This is a genomic window from Streptomyces sp. NPDC050504 (genome assembly GCF_044458065.1).
GTDB lineage: Bacteria > Actinomycetota > Actinomycetes > Streptomycetales > Streptomycetaceae > Streptomyces.
The window spans coordinates 259912-278564 of sequence record NZ_JBITHO010000007.1 but is presented as its reverse complement, the minus strand read 5'-3'; the positions used below and the strand labels follow the sequence as shown (position 1 = coordinate 278564).

Here is an 18653-nt window from a genome sequence, read left to right as displayed (position 1 = left end):
CGGCGCCCCCGCCACGGGCCGGTACTCTTGTCCACATGTCCGAACCGACCGGTGCCGCCCGCCGACGCGGGCCCTTCAAGGTCGGGGACCAGGTACAGCTGACCGACCCCAAGGGCCGCCACTACACGTTCACGCTCGAAGAGGGAAAGAACTTCCACACCCACAAGGGTTCCTTCCCGCACGACGAGCTGATCGGCGCTCCCGAGGGCAGCGTTGTCCGCACGACGGGCAATGTCGCCTACCTCGCGCTGCGCCCCCTGCTCCCCGACTACGTCCTGTCCATGCCCCGCGGCGCCGCCGTGGTCTACCCCAAGGACGCGGGGCAGATCCTGGCCTTCGCCGACATCTTCCCCGGCGCGCGCGTCGTGGAGGCCGGGGTCGGCTCGGGCTCGCTCAGCGCGTTCCTGCTCCGCGCCATCGGCGACCACGGCATGCTGCACTCCTACGAGCGCCGCGAGGACTTCGCCGAGATCGCCAGGGGCAACGTCGAGCGCTACTTCGGCGGCCCGCACCCCGCGTGGCAGCTCACCGTGGGCGACCTCCAGGACAACCTCAGCGACACCGACGTCGACCGTGTGATCCTGGACATGCTCGCCCCCTGGGAGTGCCTGGAGGCCGTCTCCAAGGCGCTCGTCCCCGGCGGCATCCTCTGCGCGTACGTGGCGACCACCACCCAGCTCGCGCGCACCGTCGAGTCCATCCGGGAGATCGGCTGCTTCGCCGAGCCCCAGCCGTGGGAGTCGATGATCCGCAACTGGCACGTGGAGGGCCTCGCGGTCCGCCCCGACCACCGGATGATCGGCCACACCGGCTTCCTGGTCACCGCCCGCCGCCTCGCGGACGGCGTCGAGCCGCCCATGCGCCGCCGCCGCCCCGCCAAGGGCGCGTACGGCGAGGACTACGAGGGCCCCAACAAGGGCGGACGCGAAGGCTGACACCCGCCCCGCCAACCGACCGACGCCGCCGCCCGGTTCCCGTACACCACGGGGAACCGGGCGGCGGCGTCCGGCTGTTGGGGGACCGGCGGCCGAAGCGCACGCCCGCTGCTCGCGCGCACCCCCCGTTCCACCCCGCGTGTGACGTGTGGCACGATGCAGGCTCACCACGCTTCACAGGAGACCCCCGCGTGCAGAACCCCGCCGCCCCGGACCTCGCGCACACCGTCACCCGCCCCGTGCACTGGCTGGCCACCGCCGCCGCGATGTCCGGGGTCGTCGCCCTCGCCGCCCTCCTGAGCCCCGGCGCGGCCAAGGCGTCCCCGGACGCCCCGAAGCCCCGCGCGGGCATCGTGGCGGCCCCCGGACCCGCTCCCGACCCCGCCACCGCCGTCTTCCCGCTCGACTGCGGCGGCGCGAAGACGGAGGTCACCGGCAGGGCGACCGGCGACCTCGACGGCGACGGCGCCCCCGAGACCGTGGTCACGGCCCGCTGCGAGGCCGGCTCGGGCACCCCGCCCACCGGCGTCTACGTCCTGACCCGCGCCAAGAACGCCGAAGGGGCCCCCTCCCGCGTCGTGGCGACGCTGGTGGACCCCGAGGACAAGCTGGGCGTGCTGGACCTCGCCGTGCGCGACGGCTCGGTCAGCGCGACGCTCCTCGGCTACTCCTCGTCCGACGTGCCGCGCTGCTGCCCGGACCGTCGAGACCCAGCCAAGTGGCAGTGGCGGGGCGGCGCGTTCGTCCGCTCCTCCGCCGCGGAGCCGCGGAGCGTCTGAACCACGCCCCGCGCGCTACTCCGCGTCCGGTCCGTACACCTCGACCCTGTCCGAAACGCGTCGTACATGGATGCAGTCGCCGGGGCACTCCTTCGCGGAATCCACGACGTCCTGGAGGAGCGGCAGCGGCACCGGAGTCGTCGCTCCCTTGTCCTGGAGCAGCTCGTCCGACGAGTCCTTCACGTACGCGAGACCGTCGATGTCCAGCTCGAACACCTCGGGCGCGTACTGCGCGCAGATGCCGTCGCCAGTGCAGAGGTCCTGGTCGATCCAGACTTCAAGAGCCTCGTTCATTTCGCCTGCCGTTCCTGCGCGGATGTATCAATCGGTGCCAGCCCTGACGGGTGTTGACCAACTCGACGATACAACCGCCCGCTTTCCGATGTTGAAGGGTGGGTATTCCCCTGACGTGAGGGAGAGCGCAAGGGTGAAGATCGGACACACCCGACCGTCTTTTTGATCTAGGGGTTTCAATCGACACCCACCCAGGTAGGGTCAGGAAGCGTCCAGCTCCCCTTGGAGGAGGTGAGGACCGTGGCAGCCCACGACGACGACATCAACCGCGGCATCCGGCCCGCGCGAGGGTCTGACGACCCTGCGGGCCAGGTTGCCTATCTCGAGCAGGAAATCGCCGTCCTGCGCCGCAAGCTCGCCGACTCTCCGCGTCATACGAGGATTCTCGAAGAGCGGATCGTCGAGCTGCAGACCAACCTGGCAGGCGTGTCCGCGCAGAACGAGCGGCTCGCCAACACGCTCCGCGAGGCCCGCGACCAGATCGTGGCCCTCAAGGAGGAAGTCGACCGGCTCGCGCAGCCGCCGGCCGGCTTCGGTGTCTTCCTGCAGGCGAACGAGGACGGCACGTGCGACATCTTCACAGGCGGTCGCAAACTCCGGGTGAACGTCAGCCCAAGCGTCGAGCTCGAAGAGCTCAGGCGCGGCCAGGAAGTCATGCTCAACGAAGCGCTCAACGTGGTCGAGGCCATGGAGTTCGAGCGCGCCGGGGACATCGTCACCCTCAAGGAGATCCTGGAGGACGGCGAGCGCGCCCTGGTGGTCGGGCACACCGACGAGGAGCGGGTGGTGAGGCTCGCCGAGCCCTTGCTGGACATCACCATCCGCCCCGGCGACGCCCTGCTGCTGGAGCCCCGGTCCGGGTACGTGTACGAAGTGGTGCCCAAGAGCGAGGTCGAGGAGCTCGTCCTCGAAGAGGTGCCGGACGTCGACTACGACAAGATCGGCGGTCTGGGCAACCAGATCGAGCTGATCCGCGACGCGGTCGAGCTGCCGTACCTCTACCCCGACCTCTTCAAGGAGCACGAACTGCGGCCGCCGAAGGGCATCCTGCTCTACGGCCCGCCCGGCTGCGGCAAGACGCTGATCGCGAAGGCCGTCGCCAACTCGCTCGCCAAGAAGGTCGCCGAGGTGACCGGCCAGCCCGCGGGGAAGTCCTACTTCCTCAACATCAAGGGCCCCGAGCTCCTCAACAAGTACGTCGGCGAGACCGAGCGGCACATCCGCCTGGTCTTCCAGCGTGCGCGGGAGAAGGCGAGCGAGGGCACCCCCGTCATCGTCTTCTTCGACGAGATGGAATCCCTCTTCCGCACCCGCGGATCCGGTGTCAGCTCGGACGTGGAGAACACCATCGTCCCGCAGCTGCTCGCCGAGATCGACGGCGTGGAGGGGCTGGAGAACGTCATCGTCATCGGCGCCTCCAACCGCGAGGACATGATCGACCCCGCGATCCTGCGTCCCGGACGGCTCGACGTCAAGATCAAGATCGAGCGCCCGGACGCCGAGGCGGCGAAGGACATCTTCGCCAAGTACCTCACCGCCACCCTCCCGCTGCACTCGGACGACCTGTCCGAGCACAACGGGTCGAAGGAGGGCGCGGCGCACGCCATGATCCAGTCGGTCGTCGAGCAGATGTACGCGGAGTCCGAGGAGAACCGCTTCCTGGAAGTCACGTACGCCAACGGCGACAAGGAAGTCCTGTACTTCAAGGACTTCAACTCCGGCGCGATGATCCAGAACATCGTCGACCGGGCCAAGAAGATGGCCATCAAGGCCTTCCTCGACCACAACCAGAAGGGCATCCGCGTCTCCCACCTCCTCCAGGCCTGCGTGGACGAGTTCAAGGAGAACGAGGACCTGCCCAACACCACCAACCCGGACGACTGGGCCAGGATCTCCGGAAAGAAGGGCGAGCGGATCGTGTTCATCCGCACGCTCGTCACCGGAAAGCAGGGCGCGGACACCGGACGCTCCATCGACACGGTGGCCAACACCGGTCAGTACCTGTAGGGCGCGGATCGGCTGCGGGTGCCCGGCGCGGGCATCCGCAGCCGACTGTTTTCTGCCGTCCCCGGACCGGTACGCACACGACAGCAGAGCAATGCCGCAATTGATCTCCCCACCGGCGCAGAGGCGTTCTACGCTCTTCGGTACCGCCGAGTCGCGCAGTGCGGGGACGGGCACCGCACACGCACCGGAAGAACAGCGGTACTTGAGCGCCGCTCCCGCCGGGGAGCTCCGCCGGGCAAGGAGGGCCGCATGACCGTACGGCGAGTAATGGGCATCGAGACGGAGTACGGAATCTCCGTACCAGGCCACCCCAACGCCAATGCCATGCTCACGTCGTCCCAGATCGTCAACGCGTACGCGGCGGCGATGCACCGGGCGCGCCGGGCCCGCTGGGACTTCGAGGAGGAGAACCCGCTGCGGGACGCGCGCGGCTTCGACCTCGCCCGCGAGGCCGCGGACTCCAGCCAGCTGACCGACGAGGACATCGGCCTGGCCAACGTCATCCTCACGAACGGCGCACGGCTCTACGTCGACCACGCGCACCCCGAGTACAGCTCGCCGGAGATCACCAACCCCAGGGACGCGGTGCTCTGGGACAAGGCGGGGGAGCGCATCATGGCGGAGGCCGCCGAGCGCGCGGCCCAGCTGCCCGGCGCCCAGCCGATCCACCTCTACAAGAACAACACCGACAACAAGGGCGCCTCCTACGGCACGCACGAGAACTACCTGATGAAGCGGGAGACCCCGTTCTCGGACATCGTGCGCCACCTCACGCCGTTCTTCGTCTCGCGCCAGGTCGTCACGGGCGCCGGCCGCGTCGGCATCGGCCAGGACGGCCGCGAGCACGGGTTCCAGATCAGCCAGCGCGCGGACTACTTCGAGGTCGAGGTCGGCCTGGAGACCACGCTCAAGCGCCCCATCATCAACACCCGGGACGAGCCGCACGCGGACGCCGAGAAGTACCGCAGGCTGCACGTCATCATCGGGGACGCGAACCTCTCCGAGATCTCGACGTACCTCAAGCTCGGCACCACCTCCCTCGTGCTCTCCATGATCGAGGACGGCTTCATCAACGTCGACCTCGCCGTCGACCAGCCCGTGCGCACGCTGCACCAGGTCTCCCACGACCCGACGCTCCAGCGGCTGGTCACGCTGCGCAGCGGCCGCACGCTCACCGCCGTACAACTCCAGATGGAGTACTTCGAGCTGAGCAGGAAGTACGTCGAGGAGCGCTTCGGGGCCGACGCGGACGAGCAGACCAAGGACGTCCTCGCGCGCTGGGAGGACGTGCTGAACCGGCTGGAGCACGACCCGATGAGCCTCGCGGGCGAGCTGGACTGGATCGCCAAGCGGGAGCTCCTGGAGGGCTACCGCAGGCGCGACGGCCTCGACTGGGACGCGGCGCGGCTGCACCTGGTGGACCTCCAGTACGCCGACGTGCGGCCCGAGAAGGGCCTGTACAACCGTCTCGTGGCGCGTGGGCGGATGAAGCGGCTGCTGGACGAGGCGGACGTGGAACGGGCGGAGACGGCGCCGCCGGAGGACACCAGGGCCTACTTCAGGGGCCGCTGTCTCGACCAGTACGCGGACGACGTGGCCGCGGCCTCCTGGGATTCGGTCATCTTCGACCTCCCGGGCCGTGACTCGCTCCAGCGGGTGCCCACCCTGGAGCCGCTGCGCGGGACCAGGAACCACGTGAAGGCGCTGCTGGACAGGTGCCGCACGGCGGAAGACCTCGTCCGGGTCCTGTCGGGCGGCTGAAAGGCCCGGTGCGGGGGAATCATCGAGGTGTGCCCCGCGCTTTGGGAAAGTGAAGGAAAGTGCGGGGCGGATGTCAGACCTCACTTGTAGGGTCTGATCAAGTGCATCGATCTGAGCGGGGTGAGGTAGATGGCGACCAAGGACACCGGCGGCGGACAGCAGAAGGCGACGCGCTCCACCGAGGAGGTCGAGGAGCAGGCGCAGGACGCGCAGGCTTCGGAGGACCTGAAGGAGCGCCAGGAAAAGCTGAGCGACGACGTGGACTCCGTGCTCGACGAAATCGACGACGTCCTGGAAGAGAACGCCGAGGATTTCGTGAGGTCATTTGTTCAAAAGGGTGGAGAATAGGACTTTATGTCCGAACCCTCCTTTCGGGAAGGAGCGCTCGCGGTGCGGGCGGACGCTGCCGCGAGACTCCTTTGCCGGTAACCAGTCCATGAGGGACGGGTTCCGCGGGCGCGCGAGCGCTGCCCGCAGTGCGGAGGAGTGAAGCCGCACGTGCGGCGGGAGCGGAATCGGATCAGCTGTTTCCGGCGCAAGTACGGCCTCCCGCCAGCCGAATTGGCCGGGACGGTTGCCGGGCGGCATCGAATTTGCTGTATCTGCCCCACCGCTCCGGCAGAGCATGTGGATCACTGTCACGAGACGGGTAGGGTCCGTGACGTACTGTGCTTCAGCTGCGACGCGGCACTGGGGCAGTTCAAGGATCGGCCCGATGCCATGAGGCGGGCCGCCGCTTACGTGGAAGGAAACGTGTGGAAGCCAACACTCGTAGCACCGGGCGTCTACCGGCTGCCTTCCTGACGCCCGGGTCGTCCTCTTTCCTGGACTTCCTGTCCGATCACTCCCCGGAGCTGCTTCCGGGCGCGCGCACGCTGCCGCCCGAGGGGCACATCGAGGCGCCGCACGCCACCACGATCGTCGGCGTCACGTTCCCCGGCGGCGTGGTGCTCGCCGGTGACCGGCGGGCGACCATGGGCAACGTGATCGCCTCCCGGGACATGGAGAAGGTCTTCCCCGCGGACGAGTACTCGGCGGTGGGCATCGCCGGCACCGCGGGTCTCGCCGTGGAGATGGTGAAGCTCTTCCAGCTGGAGCTGGAGCACTTCGAGAAGGTCGAGGGCGCGCAGCTCTCGCTGGAGGGCAAGGCGAACCGGCTCTCCACGATGATCCGCGGCAACCTCGGCATGGCGATGCAGGGCCTGGCCGTCGTGCCGATCTTCGCGGGGTACGACACGGCCAAGGAGAAGGGCCGCATCTTCTCGTACGACGTGACGGGCGGCCGCTCCGAGGAGCAGGGGTACGCGGCGACGGGCTCCGGCTCGGTCTTCGCCCGCGGCGCGATGAAGAAGCTGTACCGCGCCGACCTCACCGAGGAACAGGCCACCACGCTGGTGGTGCAGGCGCTGTACGACGCCGCCGACGACGACTCGGCGACCGGCGGGCCCGACGTGGCGCGCCGCATCTTCCCGATCGTCACCGTCATCACGGACGAGGGCTTCAAGCGGCTGTCCGAGGAGGAGACCGCGGCGATCGCGCGGTCGATCATCGACAAGCGGCTTGAGAACCCCGACGGCCCGCGCGCCGCGCTGCTCTGAGTCCCTTCCGATGACCCTCTTGCCACTGACAGAAAGGGACGGATAGCCGGTGTCGACGCCGTTCTATGTCTCACCCCAGCAGGCCATGGCCGACCGGGCGGAGTACGCCCGGAAGGGCATCGCCCGCGGCCGCAGCCTGGTCGTGCTGCAGTACGCCGACGGCATCGTGTTCGTCGGCGAGAACCCGTCCCGCGCGCTGCACAAGTTCAGCGAGATCTACGACCGGATCGGCTTCGCGGCCGCCGGCAAGTACAACGAGTACGAGAACCTGCGGATCGGCGGTGTGCGCTACGCGGACCTGCGCGGATACACCTACGACCGCGACGACGTGACGGCCCGCGGGCTCGCCAACGTCTACGCCCAGACGCTGGGCACCATCTTCTCCAGCAACGCGGAGAAGCCCTACGAGGTGGAGCTGGTCGTCGCCGAGGTCGGCGCCGAGCCCGAGGGCGACCAGATCTACCGGCTGCCGCACGACGGCTCGATCGTGGACGAGCACGGCTCGGTCGCGGTCGGCGGCAACGCGGAGCAGATCAGCGGCTTCCTGGACCAGCGGCACCGGGACGGGATGACGCTGGCCGAGGCGCTGAAGCTGGCCGTACAGGCGCTGTCGCGCGACCCCAACGGCAGCGACCGGGAGATCCCCGCCGAGCGGCTGGAGGTCGCGGTCCTGGACCGCACGCGCCCGCAGCAGCGCAAGTTCAAGCGGATCGTGGGCCGGCAGCTGTCGCGCCTGCTGAGCGAGGAGGACGCGGCGGCGTCCCCGACGGACGCGCCGTCGGACGTCGAGGAGACGGCGGAGGAGGGCGGGGAGTAGCCCCCGGGCCTTTCCCGCCGAGCCGTTCCCCACGTGCCCCGGTCGCCTTCGGGCGGCCGGGGCTTCTCCGTGCGCGGCGCCGGGCCCCGGCGCGCCCGCCGGGCGCGGGTTCGCCGCCGGTGCGTCAGGAGGGCGGTGGCGGGGCCGTGGAGGCGCGTGCGACGAGGCTCACGGGCAGGACAGCGGGATCGGGCCGTTCGTCCGCGAGAACGGCCAGCAGGGCGGCCATGCCGCGCTCGCCGATGCGCTCGGCGGGCAGCCGTACGGTGGTCAGCTCGGGCTCGACCGCGGTGGCGAGCGCGAGGTCGTCGAAGCCGGTGACCGAGACGTCGTCGGGGACGCGCAGCCCCAGCCGCCGCAGCGCCTTGCAGGCCCCGGCGGCCAGGATGTCGTCGTCGCAGACCACGGCGGTGGGCCGGGGCCCCGACAGGGTGAGCGCGGTGAGCGCGGCCCGGCTCGCCTCGTGGACGTCGTGGGCGGAGCGCGCGGTCGTGACGTGCGCGCCGCGCAGCGCGTCGGCGAGGGCGGCGGCCCGGACGTCGAAGGTCCAGGACGGGACGCCGGACGCCAGGTGCAGGAAGCGGCGGTGGCCGAGGGCCAGCAGATGGTCCGTCACCTGCCGCATGCCGTCGGCGATGTCGAGGTTGACGTGGGCCGCCGCGCCCGACGAGGTGTCGGCCGGGTCGCTGTCGAGCATGACCAGCGGCAGCCCCGCGCCGCGCAGCTCCCCGACGGCGCCCGCGGCCATCGAGGAGGCGATGACGCCGTCCAGCGCGGCGCCCGCCGAGGCGAACGGGTCCCTGGCGGGGCCGACGCCGTCGGGCGAGGGGTAGAGCACGACGCCGAAGCCGTGCGCGGCGGCGAGGTCGGCGGCCCCGGTGTAGACGCGGGCGAAGAACTCGTTGGTGAGCGCGGGGACCACGAGCAGTGCGGTCCTGGTGCGGCCGAGGCGCAGGTTGCGGGCGGCGAGGTTGGGCCGGTAGCCGAGGGTGCCGGCCGCGGCGCGGACCCGCTCGGCGGTGGCGGGGGAGACGCGGCCCTGCCACTTGCCCCCGAGCACGAGGGAGACGGTGGCCTGCGAGACGCCCGCTGCGCCCGCCACGTCACGGCTGGTGGGCCTGGTCAAGTCGGGCCTCCTGGATGGACCTGGGTACAGCGCTCATGGTACGTATGACCTCGGAAGTTATACGTAACACTAAAGGTGTGGCACCGGACGGCGTGCCGCTGGAAGGGACGGGAGCCCGATGGCTTCGGGATACCTGGAGGTCCTGCGGGCGCGGCACGCCGCGCGGCTGCTCGCGGGGACGCTGGTCGGGCGGTTGCCCAACGCCACCGCCTCGATCGCGATCGTGCTCTTCACCCGCGCGGAGGGCGGCGGCTACAGCCTGGCGGGCGCGCTGGCCGCGGTGTACGGAGTGGCCACCGCGGTCGGCCAGCCGCTGCTCGGGCGGGCCGTCGACCTGTTCGGGCAGCCCAGGGTGCAGCTGCCCGCCGCCGTGGTGTCCGGCCTCGGCATGGTGCTGCTGTGCGCGGTGGGGATCGACCCGGTGGCGCCCGCGTACGTCGCGGTGGCGGTCGCGGGCCTGTTCACGCCGCCCCTGGAGGGCGGCCTGCGGGCGCTGTGGCCGGGCGTGCTGGGCCGCGAGGATCAGGTGCACCGGGCGTACGCGCTGGACGCCGTCGCGCAGGAGGTCATGTTCACCGTCGGGCCGCTGCTCGTGACGGTGCTCGTCGCGCTCTGGTCGCCGGGTGCCGCGCTGGTCGTCGTCAACGCGATAGGCGTGCTGGGCGCGCTGTCCGTGGTGGTCTCCGAGCCGTCCAGGGCCTGGCGCTCGGCGCCGCGCGAGGCGCACTGGCTGGGGGCGCTGCGCTCACCGGGGCTGCTGGTGCTGCTGGGGTCGTTCTTCTTCGTGGGGATGGCGCTGGGGTCGATCACCGTGGCGGGGGTGGCGTACGCGGACGACCGCGGGCGCGAGTGGGTGTACGGCGCGCTGATGGCGGCGCTCAGCCTGGGCGCGCTGCTCGGCGGCGTGGTGTACGGGGCGCGCGAGTGGGCCGGGGAGCCCGAGCGGCGGCTGCGGGTGATCGTGGGACTGCTCGCGGTGGGGTACCTGCCGCTCGCGCTGGTGCCCGGCGTGCCGCTGATGGCGGTGCTCGCCGCGGTGTCGGGCGTGTTCCTGGCGCCCGCGCTGGCCTGTGCGTTCGTGGTGGTGGACCGTCACGCGCCGCGCGGCACGGTGACGGAGGCGTTCTCCTGGCTGGTGACCACGTTCGGCGTCGGCGCCGCTGTCGGGACCGCGGCCGCCGGGCCCGCCGTCGAAGTGGGCTCCACGGCCTGGGGCTTCGCGGTCGCGGGGGCCGCGGGAGTGGCGGCGCTGCTCGTTCTGCTGGCCACGGGAGGGGTGTTGAAGGCCCCCGTCGCCGCGGAAACCGTGCGGTCGGGTTCTGAAAATGATCGAAGCCGAGCCGTCGAACCCGGTTTCAGCTCAGGCCATCAGGCGTAATGTTCAGTCATGGACCGCCGCATTTTCGGGCTGGAGAACGAGTACGGCGTCACGTGCACGTTCAGGGGACAGCGCCGGCTGTCTCCTGACGAAGTGGCGCGCTACCTCTTCCGCCGTGTTGTGTCATGGGGCCGCAGCAGCAATGTCTTCCTGCGGAACGGCGCCCGCCTGTACCTGGACGTGGGATCGCATCCGGAATACGCAACTCCCGAATGCGACAACGTGACCGAACTGGTCACGCACGACAAGGCGGGCGAGCGCATTCTCGAAGGACTGCTCGTCGACGCCGAACGCCGCCTGCACGAGGAGGGAATCGCGGGCGACGTCTATCTCTTCAAGAACAACACCGACTCGGCGGGAAACTCCTACGGCTGCCACGAGAACTACCTGGTGGCCCGCCACGGAGAATTCTCCCGGCTCGCCGACATTCTCATTCCGTTCCTGGTGACCCGGCAGCTGCTGTGCGGTGCGGGCAAAGTGCTCCAGACGCCGCGCGGCGCCGTGTACTGCGTGAGCCAGCGGGCCGAGCACATCTGGGAGGGCGTCTCCTCGGCGACGACCCGCTCCCGGCCGATCATCAACACCCGCGACGAGCCGCACGCGGACGCGGAGCGCTACCGCAGGCTGCACGTCATCGTCGGCGACTCGAACATGTCCGAGACGACCATGCTGCTCAAGGTCGGCGCGACCGACCTCGTCCTGCGCATGATCGAGGCGGGCACGGTGATGCGTGACCTGACGCTGGAGAACCCGATCCGGGCGATCCGCGAGGTCAGCCACGACATCACGGGCCAGCGCAAGGTGCGCCTCGCCAGCGGGCGCGAGGCGTCCGCGCTCGAAGTGCAGCGCGAGTACTACGAGAAGGCGGTCGACTTCGTCGAGCGCCGCGGCATCAGGACCGGGACGGTCGCCCAGGTCCTGGAGCTCTGGGGCCGCACGCTGGAGGCGATCGAGCAGGAGGACCTGGACCGGATCGCCACCGAGATCGACTGGGTCATGAAGTACAAGCTCATCGAGCGGTACCGGGCCAAGCACAACATGACCATGTCGCACCCCAGGGTCGCGCAGATCGACCTCGCGTACCACGACATCCACCGCCGCAGGGGGCTGTACTACCTGCTGGAGAAGCGCGGTCAGGCGACGCGGATCTGCAACGACCTGAAGATCTTCGAGGGCAAGTCGGTGCCCCCGCAGACCACCAGGGCGCGGCTGCGCGGCGACTTCATCCGCCGCGCGCAGGAGCAGCGGCGGGACTTCACCGTCGACTGGGTGCACCTGAAGCTGAACGACCAGGCGCAGCGCACGGTGTTGTGCAAGGACCCGTTCCGCTCGGTCGACGACCGGGTCGAGAAGCTGATCGCGGGCATGTAGCGGCTCCGCGGAACGTGACGCGGGCCCCGCACGTTCTCGTGCGGGGCCCGTCGCACACCCTAGAGTGGCGGGCGACCACCGTGATGTCTGAGATCTGAGGAACACGTGCGCCGACTCGCAGGCCTGCTCGTCGTCCCGCTCCTGCTGCTGTCGGCAGCGGCCTGCGGGGACGAGAAGAAGGACGACAACAACGCTTCCGACTCCGCTTCGTCCGCTTCCACGAGCAAGGACGGACTGCCCGCGATCACCAAGGGCGCGAAGTTCGGGGAGAAGCCGACCCTCGCCAAGGGCGAGGGCAAGCCGCCCAAGGAGCTGAAGGTCAGCGTGATCAGCCCCGGCAAGGGCGCCGCGCTCAAGAAGGGCGACCAGGCCCAGGTCAACTACCTCGGTCAGCTGTGGGACGGCGACAAGCCCTTCGACAACAGCTTCGACCGCGGCCAGCCGTTCGACGTGAACATCGGCGGCGGCGGTGTCATCGAGGGCTGGCAGAAGGCCCTGGACGGCCAGAAGATCGGCAGCCGCCTGGAGGTGTCCATCCCGCCGGAGCTCGGCTACGGCGCGCAGGGCCAGGGCGAGATCCCGCCCAACGCCACGCTGGTGTTCGTGATGGACATCGTCAAGGGCCAGACCATCCCGGTCGCGGCCAAGGGCACCGAGGTCGCCCAGGACGACATCGACCTGCCGAAGGTCGGCACCAACACCGACGGCAAGGCCCCCTCGCTGACCGTCCCCAAGAAGGACGCGCCGACCAAGCTCGTCTCGAACTACGTGATCGAGGGCTCGGGCGCCGCGGTCAAGGCGACCAACACGCTGACCGTCCAGTACCAGGGCGTGCTCTGGAAGGACGGCAAGGAGTTCGACAGCAGCTACAAGCGCGGCGCCCCGGCCTCCTTCCCGCTCGCCCAGGTGATCCCGGGCTGGCAGAAGGGCCTGGAGGGCAAGAAGGTCGGCAGCCGCGTGCTGCTCGTCGTGCCCCCGAAGGAGGGGTACGGGGACCAGGGCAACGCCCAGATCCCCGCGAAGTCGACGCTCGTCTTCACCGTCGACATCCTGGCCGCCAACTGAGCGCACGGACGCGCGCACGGGATGCGAGACTGTCCCGGTTGTCCAGTTTCACTGTATGAGGAGCACACTGCTGTGAGCATCGAGAAGCCCGAGGTCGACTTCCCCGGCGGCGAGCCGCCCGTCGACCTTGAGATCAAGGACATCTGGGAGGGCGACGGCGAGGTCGCCGAGGCCGGCGACTTCGTGAAGGTCCACTACGTGGGTGTGTCCTTCTCCTCCGGCGAAGAGTTCGACGCCTCCTGGAACCGCGGCACCCCGCTGGACTTCCAGCTCGGCGCCGGCCAGGTCATCCAGGGCTGGGACAAGGGCGTGCAGGGCATGCGGATCGGCGGCCGCCGCCAGCTGATCATCCCCGCGGCCCTCGCCTACGGCGACCGCGGCGCCGGCGGCAAGATCGCCCCGGGCGAGACGCTGATCTTCGTCTGCGACCTGGTGGGCGTGGCCAAGCGCTGACGCCGTACGGCTCCGGCCGACCGTTTCGCGACTGAATTCCGGCCGTTTCCGGCCGCGGATCCGATCGCGTCACGGCCGCCGGGACCGACCGGGGGCCCGTGCCTGAACCGGCACGGGCCCCCTCGCTTTTCCACCGAGGTCCGTCCCGCGCTCCCCGGCGGGATCCCGGGGGCGTCCACCCTTTGCCCCTGGCTTTTGCCACGACACCCCGGGGCGGTACGGTCAACGGTCGTAGAGCGAGGAAGAAAGAGGGCGTCGATGGCGATTGCCAAGGCCGAGCGGCTGATGAACCTTGCGCTGTGCCTGCTCGGAACGCGGCGCCCCTTGAGCAAGCGCGAACTGCGGGGCTCCATAGAGGCGTACCTGGAAGCCGGGTCCGACGACTCCTTCAACCGGATGTTCGAGCGCGACAAGGACGACCTGCGCGAGCTCGGCCTGGTCATCGAGACCGTGGAGAGCCTCGACGGCGACATCGGCTACCTCGCCCGACGCGACTCCAACCGCCTCCCGCCCATCACCCTCGACGCCGAGGAGGCCGCCGCCCTCGGCCTGGCCGCCCGCGTCTGGCAGCAGGCCCGGCTCGCGGGCGCGGCCAGCGGCGCCCTGCAGAAGCTGCGCGCCGCCGGAATGCCCGAGGCGGTCGACGAGTACGACACCCAGCACAGCGCCATCGAGCCGCGCATCCCGGTCCACGAGGCCGCCTTCGAGCCGCTGATGCTGGCCTGCCGCGACCGGCGCCCCGTCACCTTCGACTACCGCAAGGGCAACGCCGCCAAGCCCGAGCAGCGGCAGGTCGAGCCCTGGACGCTGGAGTGCTGGCGGGGCCACTGGTACCTCGCCGGATGGGACCGCGAGCGCAGGGCCGAGCGGGTCTTCCGGCTGTCGCGGATCACCGGCCGGGTCAAGTCGCGCGCCGGGGCCTTCACCGCCGAGGTGCCCGACGTGTCGACCGTGCGCGAGACGGTCGAGCGCTGGGCGGGCGAGAGCGCGACCCGCAGCGCCCGCATCCGGCTGCGGTCCGGCGCCGGCTACCCGCTGCGCTCCCGCGCGACGTCGGTGCGCGAGGGCGGCGACGGCTGGGACGAGCTGGAGATCCCGTACGGACACGGACTCGACGCCTGGCTGGTGGAGTTCGGCCCGGACGTGGTCGTGGTGGGGCCCGCGGACCTGCGGGCCGACGTGGTGGACCGGCTGCGCGCCGTGGCCAAGGGCTGAGGGGACGTACACGAGCTGTGGCTGCGAACGCCATCGACCAGACCAGGCGGATGCTCTCGCTGGTGACCTATCTGCGCGAGCGCCCCGGCGCGCGCGTCGGGGACGTCGCGCGGGCCTTCGGGATCTCCGAGGACGAGCTGATCGCCGACCTCGACGTGCTGCCCATGTGCGGGACCAGCTTCCGCGGCGGCGACCTCCTCGACATCGACACCGACGGCGACCGCATCTGGTGGCACAACCCCGATGACGTCGCCGAGCCGCTGCGGCTCGCGGCCGACGAGGCGACCGCGCTGCTCGTGGCCGCGCGCGCCGTGGCCACCCTGCCCGGCCTGCGCGAGGGCGACCGGCAGGCGCTGGTGCGGGCCACCGCGAAGCTGGAGGCGGCGGCCGGCGAGGTGGCGGGCGCCAGCGCGCGGCTCTCGGTGACCTTCGAGTCCGAGGGCGGGGTCTTCGCCGACGTCGACCGGGCGATCTCGGAGCGGCGGCGGCTGTGGCTGCGCTACTACTCGCCCGCGCGCGACGAGCTCACCGAGCGCGAGGTCGACCCGATCCGGCTGTTCGCGGTCGGCCACACGTACCTGGAGGGCTGGTGCCACCTCTCCGAGGCGCGCCGCACCTTCCGGCTCGACCGGGTCGCGGAGATCAAGCTGCTCGACGCCCCCGCCGCGGCGCCCGAGCTGGAGCTGCGCGACCTGTCGCTGGGGCTCGTGCAGCCGTCGGACGAGGACCCCCAGGTCGTGGTCGAGGTCGGGCCGGGCGGCCGCTGGGTCGCCGAGTACTACCCGCACGACAGCGCGGACGAGCTGCCCGACGGAGGGCTGCGGATCACGCTGCGCACCCCCGACCCGGCGTCCCTGCGGCGGCTCGCGCTGCGGCTGGGCCGGGACGGCAGGATCGTCGAGCCCGCCGACCTCGCGAGCAGCGCCCGGCGCGCGGCGAACGAGGCACTGGCCGCGTACGAGAGCCAGGTGTAGCGGCCATGCGGAACGCGTCCGTGATCCCGCCCGTGCTCTTCAAGGCGGCCTGCCCCGACTGCCGGGCCCGCTTCGAGCTCGACGCGCCCGCGCTGCGGCTGGCCATCGGCGGCAGCAGCCGTACGACCTTCTACTCCTTCACGTGCCCGGAGTGCGGCGCCGCGGTCCGCAAGCCCGCGGGCGAGCGCATCGTGGAACTCCTCACGGGCGGCGGGGTGAGCACCCTGCGGCTGCACTCCACCGCCCCCTGACCCTCCGAACCACCGAGGTTCCCGCCATGTTCTGGCCCATGCTCGCCATCGCCCTGGGTTTCCTCGGGATCGCCGTACTCGGCGTCCTGGCGATCCGGGTGTTCATCGAGGCCCAGCGCCTCGGCCGCCAAGTGACGCACGCCACGGAGCGGATCAACCGCGCGGCGGAGGAACTGGAGATCGCGGCCACCGACCTCACCGAGGCGGGCGGCACCCTGCGCTAGCGGAGGAGGTCTGCTGTACGGCAGTTGCGGGCGGTACGCTGCTGAGAGTGGTCCGGGCAGCCGAGGTGCGGGCCGCAACCAGGAGTACGCACGGCCATTGCCAGGCGTTTACCACGGCGGGTTACGATCGCTGACGGCGCGGCTGGTCGGACACCCGTTTGACCAGGCAGAGATCGTTCCCCACTCCACCGCCTCAGTATGAGAAGGAAGTAGCACATGATCGGCAACCTGAAGCCCCTTGAGATCCTTCTGATCATCGTGGTCATCCTGCTTCTCTTCGGTGCCAAGAAGCTCCCCGACATGGCGCGTTCGCTCGGCAAGTCCGCCCGCATCCTGAAGAGCGAGGCGAAGGCGATGAAGAAGGACGGCGAGGCGCCGGAGAGCGCCCCGGCTGCCGACACGGCCAAGGCCCAGCAGCAGGACGCCCCCCGTACCATCCAGGCGGCCCCCGGCGACGTGACCAGCTCGCGTCCCGTGAACGAGCCGAAGCCGACGACTCAGGGCTGACGCACTCAACTGAAAGCCGCCGGTACGAGAGGGACGTGGGTTGCTCAAGTCTGCCCGTAAGCAGGATAAGGACGCCGAGGGGCGCATGCCCTTGGCGGAGCACCTGCGCGAACTGCGCAACCGACTGCTGAAGTCGGTTCTCGCCATTGCCGTGGCGGTGATCGTCGCTGCGTTCTTCCAGAAGGAAATCTTCGAATTCCTGATGAAGCCGATCCTCGATTCGGTCGGCTGCAAGAACGGCGTCACCACCATGGACAACGGCAAGCCCTGCGCCGACATGACGACCAACGGCCTGCTGTCGCCCTTCACCATCGCGTTGAAGGTCGCGCTCATGGCGGGCGTCATCGGGGCCGCGCCCGTCTGGCTCTACCAGCTCTGGGCGTTCGTCGCCCCGGGCCTGCACAAGAACGAGAAGCGGTACTCGCTGGCCTTCGTGGCGGCCGGTGTCCCGCTCTTCCTCGCGGGCGCCTGGCTCGCCTACGCGATCCTGCCGCAGACCGCTTCGATCATGCTCGGGTTCACGCCCGACGACGTGAAGAACCTGCTGCCGCTCGACGACTTCCTGGACCTGATCACCCGCATGGTGATCGTCTTCGGTCTCGCCTTCGAGCTGCCGCTGCTGCTGATCGCGCTCAACATGACCGGTGTGATCACCGGCAGCCGCATGCTGGGCTGGTGGCGCGGCATGATCGTCGGACTCACCGCGTTCGCGGCGATCGCGACGCCGGGCGGCGAACCCATCTCGATGCTGCTCCTCGCGGGGCCGCTCGCGGTGCTCTACTTCATCGCCGTCGGCATTTCGCTGCTGAACGACAAGCGCCGCAGGCGCAAGGACCCCGACGCGGAGCTGGACGACGACGAGGCGTCCGAGCTCGACCTGACGCCCGAACCGGTCAACGCCTCCGTCCCCGAGCAGTCGGACGGCGGACGGTCGCAGTCGCAGCGGCTGAACGGTTACGACGACGTCACCTGACCTTGTAGGGTCCCCCGGGTGACCAGCGAGATCACCCTCTTCGTCAATCCCACCGCGGGGCGCGGCCGGGGCGCGCACGCCGCGCAACCGGCCGCTTCCGCTTTGCGCGACGCGGGATTCTCCGTGCGCACGGTGCTCGGCGCGGACGCCGACGACGCGCTGCGCAGGGCGCGCGGGGCGGTCGCGGGCGGAACCGGCGCGCTGATAGCCGTGGGCGGGGACGGCATGGTGTCCCTCGCCCTCCAGGCGGTCGCGGGCACGGGGACGCCGCTCGGCGTCGTCGCCGTCGGGACCGGCAACGACTTCGCGCGGGCGCTCGGACTGCCCGTACGGGAACCCGCGCTCGCCGGGCGGCTCGCCGCCGACGCGCTCAAGGGCGGCGGCGGCCGGGACGTCGACCTCGGGCGGGTGGGGGAGCGGTGGTTCGGCTCCGTGCTCGCCTCCGGCTTCGACTCGCGGGTCAACGACCGGGGCAACCGGATGCGCTGGCCGACGGGCCGCTTCAAGTACGACCTGGCGATGCTCGTCGAACTGGCCGCCTTCAAGCCCGTCCCGTACCGCATCACCCTCGACGACGGGGCCGAGCGCGAGGTCGAGGCGACGCTCGTCGCGATCGGCAACGGCTCCTCCTACGGCGGCGGGATGCGGATCTGCGCGGACGCCGTGATGGACGACGGACTGTTCGACGTCACCGTCGTCGGGGACTGCTCGCGCACGACGCTGGTCAAGGTGTTCCCGCAGGTCTACAAGGGCACCCACCTGAACCACCCCAAGGTCACCGTCCACCGCGCCGCGAAGATCCGGATCGCGGCCGACGACATCACCGGGTACGCCGACGGGGAGCCGCTCGGACCCCTCCCGCTGACCGCCGAGTGCATGCCGGGCGCGGTGCGGGTGCTCGCGCTCCCCAAGGCGCATTAAAGAT

The 18653-nt window shown here is 70.5% G+C and carries 21 protein-coding genes; 19 read left to right on the top strand and 2 right to left on the bottom strand.

Features of this window, described 5'->3' with window-relative positions; genetic code table 11:
* Nucleotides 1-35: 35 nt before the first annotated feature.
* Both ACIBNE_RS27170 and ACIBNE_RS27165 read left to right on the top strand, forming a co-directional pair.
* A complete protein-coding gene (locus ACIBNE_RS27170; protein WP_399275929.1) occupies nucleotides 36-935 on the top strand; it encodes a tRNA (adenine-N1)-methyltransferase in 900 nt (299 codons plus the stop codon).
* 191 nt (nucleotides 936-1126) lie between these two features.
* Nucleotides 1127-1714: a hypothetical protein gene (locus tag ACIBNE_RS27165; protein ID WP_399275927.1), complete on the top strand. Its 588-nt coding sequence runs from the start codon at nucleotides 1127-1129 to the stop codon at nucleotides 1712-1714.
* A gap of 15 nt (nucleotides 1715-1729) precedes the next feature.
* Here ACIBNE_RS27165 and ACIBNE_RS27160 read toward each other — a convergent pair whose 3' ends face one another.
* A complete protein-coding gene (locus tag ACIBNE_RS27160; protein WP_399275926.1) occupies nucleotides 1730-2008 on the bottom strand; it encodes a ferredoxin in 279 nt (92 codons plus the stop codon).
* 240 nt (nucleotides 2009-2248) lie between these two features.
* On the opposite strand from ACIBNE_RS27160, the gene arc reads away from it, so the two are divergent.
* The 6 genes from arc (at nucleotide 2249) to prcA (ending at nucleotide 8191) form a co-directional block, all read left to right on the top strand.
* Nucleotides 2249-4015 (top strand): proteasome ATPase, encoded by a 1767-nt coding sequence (gene arc / locus ACIBNE_RS27155; RefSeq protein WP_399275924.1) that lies wholly within the window; start codon nucleotides 2249-2251, stop codon nucleotides 4013-4015.
* Nucleotides 4016-4264: 249 nt separating this feature from the next.
* Nucleotides 4265-5776 carry a depupylase/deamidase Dop gene (gene dop, locus ACIBNE_RS27150; protein ID WP_399275922.1) on the top strand — a complete coding sequence of 504 codons (1512 nt, stop codon included), beginning with the start codon at nucleotides 4265-4267 and terminating at the stop codon, nucleotides 5774-5776.
* 129 nt (nucleotides 5777-5905) lie between these two features.
* Complete coding sequence (locus ACIBNE_RS27145; RefSeq protein ID WP_011027899.1) at nucleotides 5906-6124, top strand: ubiquitin-like protein Pup; 219 nt, start codon at nucleotides 5906-5908, stop codon at nucleotides 6122-6124.
* A gap of 138 nt (nucleotides 6125-6262) precedes the next feature.
* Nucleotides 6263-6580 (top strand): endonuclease domain-containing protein, encoded by a 318-nt coding sequence (locus ACIBNE_RS27140; RefSeq protein ID WP_399275920.1) that lies wholly within the window; start codon nucleotides 6263-6265, stop codon nucleotides 6578-6580.
* A complete protein-coding gene (prcB, locus tag ACIBNE_RS27135; protein WP_399275919.1) occupies nucleotides 6532-7374 on the top strand; it encodes a proteasome subunit beta in 843 nt (280 codons plus the stop codon). Before ACIBNE_RS27140 ends, prcB begins: the two co-directional genes overlap by 49 nt.
* Nucleotides 7375-7423: 49 nt before the next feature.
* Nucleotides 7424-8191, top strand: coding sequence for a proteasome subunit alpha (gene prcA / locus ACIBNE_RS27130; protein WP_399275918.1), 768 nt, complete (start codon nucleotides 7424-7426; stop codon nucleotides 8189-8191).
* Nucleotides 8192-8315: 124 nt separating this feature from the next.
* On the opposite strand, the gene ACIBNE_RS27125 is transcribed toward prcA, so the two are convergent.
* Entirely contained in the window at nucleotides 8316-9317 is a 1002-nt protein-coding gene (locus ACIBNE_RS27125) for a LacI family DNA-binding transcriptional regulator (RefSeq protein ID WP_399275916.1), read from the bottom strand.
* Between the two features lie 118 nt (nucleotides 9318-9435).
* Here ACIBNE_RS27125 and ACIBNE_RS27120 point away from each other — a divergent pair, with 118 nt between their 5' ends.
* From ACIBNE_RS27120 to ACIBNE_RS27070, 11 genes are all read left to right on the top strand, one after another.
* Nucleotides 9436-10695 carry an MFS transporter gene (locus tag ACIBNE_RS27120; RefSeq protein WP_399275914.1) on the top strand — a complete coding sequence of 420 codons (1260 nt, stop codon included), beginning with the start codon at nucleotides 9436-9438 and terminating at the stop codon, nucleotides 10693-10695.
* Nucleotides 10696-10704: 9 nt separating this feature from the next.
* A complete protein-coding gene (gene pafA / locus ACIBNE_RS27115; protein ID WP_399275912.1) occupies nucleotides 10705-12066 on the top strand; it encodes a Pup--protein ligase in 1362 nt (453 codons plus the stop codon).
* 105 nt (nucleotides 12067-12171) lie between these two features.
* Complete coding sequence (locus ACIBNE_RS27110; RefSeq protein ID WP_399275910.1) at nucleotides 12172-13131, top strand: FKBP-type peptidyl-prolyl cis-trans isomerase; 960 nt, start codon at nucleotides 12172-12174, stop codon at nucleotides 13129-13131.
* Nucleotides 13132-13203: 72 nt separating this feature from the next.
* Entirely contained in the window at nucleotides 13204-13584 is a 381-nt protein-coding gene (locus ACIBNE_RS27105) for an FKBP-type peptidyl-prolyl cis-trans isomerase (protein WP_399275908.1), read from the top strand.
* Nucleotides 13585-13842: 258 nt separating this feature from the next.
* Nucleotides 13843-14799, top strand: coding sequence for a helix-turn-helix transcriptional regulator (locus tag ACIBNE_RS27100; protein ID WP_399275906.1), 957 nt, complete (start codon nucleotides 13843-13845; stop codon nucleotides 14797-14799).
* A gap of 17 nt (nucleotides 14800-14816) precedes the next feature.
* Nucleotides 14817-15773 (top strand): helix-turn-helix transcriptional regulator, encoded by a 957-nt coding sequence (locus ACIBNE_RS27095; RefSeq protein ID WP_399275904.1) that lies wholly within the window; start codon nucleotides 14817-14819, stop codon nucleotides 15771-15773.
* Between the two features lie 5 nt (nucleotides 15774-15778).
* The gene (locus ACIBNE_RS27090) at nucleotides 15779-16024 is read left to right on the top strand and encodes a hypothetical protein (protein WP_399275902.1); all 246 of its coding nucleotides are present in this window, start codon (nucleotides 15779-15781) and stop codon (nucleotides 16022-16024) included.
* A gap of 26 nt (nucleotides 16025-16050) precedes the next feature.
* Nucleotides 16051-16248 carry a hypothetical protein gene (locus tag ACIBNE_RS27085; protein WP_399275900.1) on the top strand — a complete coding sequence of 66 codons (198 nt, stop codon included), beginning with the start codon at nucleotides 16051-16053 and terminating at the stop codon, nucleotides 16246-16248.
* A 216-nt stretch (nucleotides 16249-16464) separates the two neighbouring features.
* A complete protein-coding gene (tatA, locus tag ACIBNE_RS27080; RefSeq protein ID WP_399275898.1) occupies nucleotides 16465-16755 on the top strand; it encodes a Sec-independent protein translocase subunit TatA in 291 nt (96 codons plus the stop codon).
* A gap of 40 nt (nucleotides 16756-16795) precedes the next feature.
* Nucleotides 16796-17728 (top strand): twin-arginine translocase subunit TatC, encoded by a 933-nt coding sequence (gene tatC / locus ACIBNE_RS27075; RefSeq protein WP_399275896.1) that lies wholly within the window; start codon nucleotides 16796-16798, stop codon nucleotides 17726-17728.
* A gap of 18 nt (nucleotides 17729-17746) precedes the next feature.
* The gene (locus ACIBNE_RS27070) at nucleotides 17747-18649 is read left to right on the top strand and encodes a diacylglycerol kinase (protein WP_399275894.1); all 903 of its coding nucleotides are present in this window, start codon (nucleotides 17747-17749) and stop codon (nucleotides 18647-18649) included.
* The last annotated feature ends 4 nt before the right edge of the window (nucleotides 18650-18653 follow it).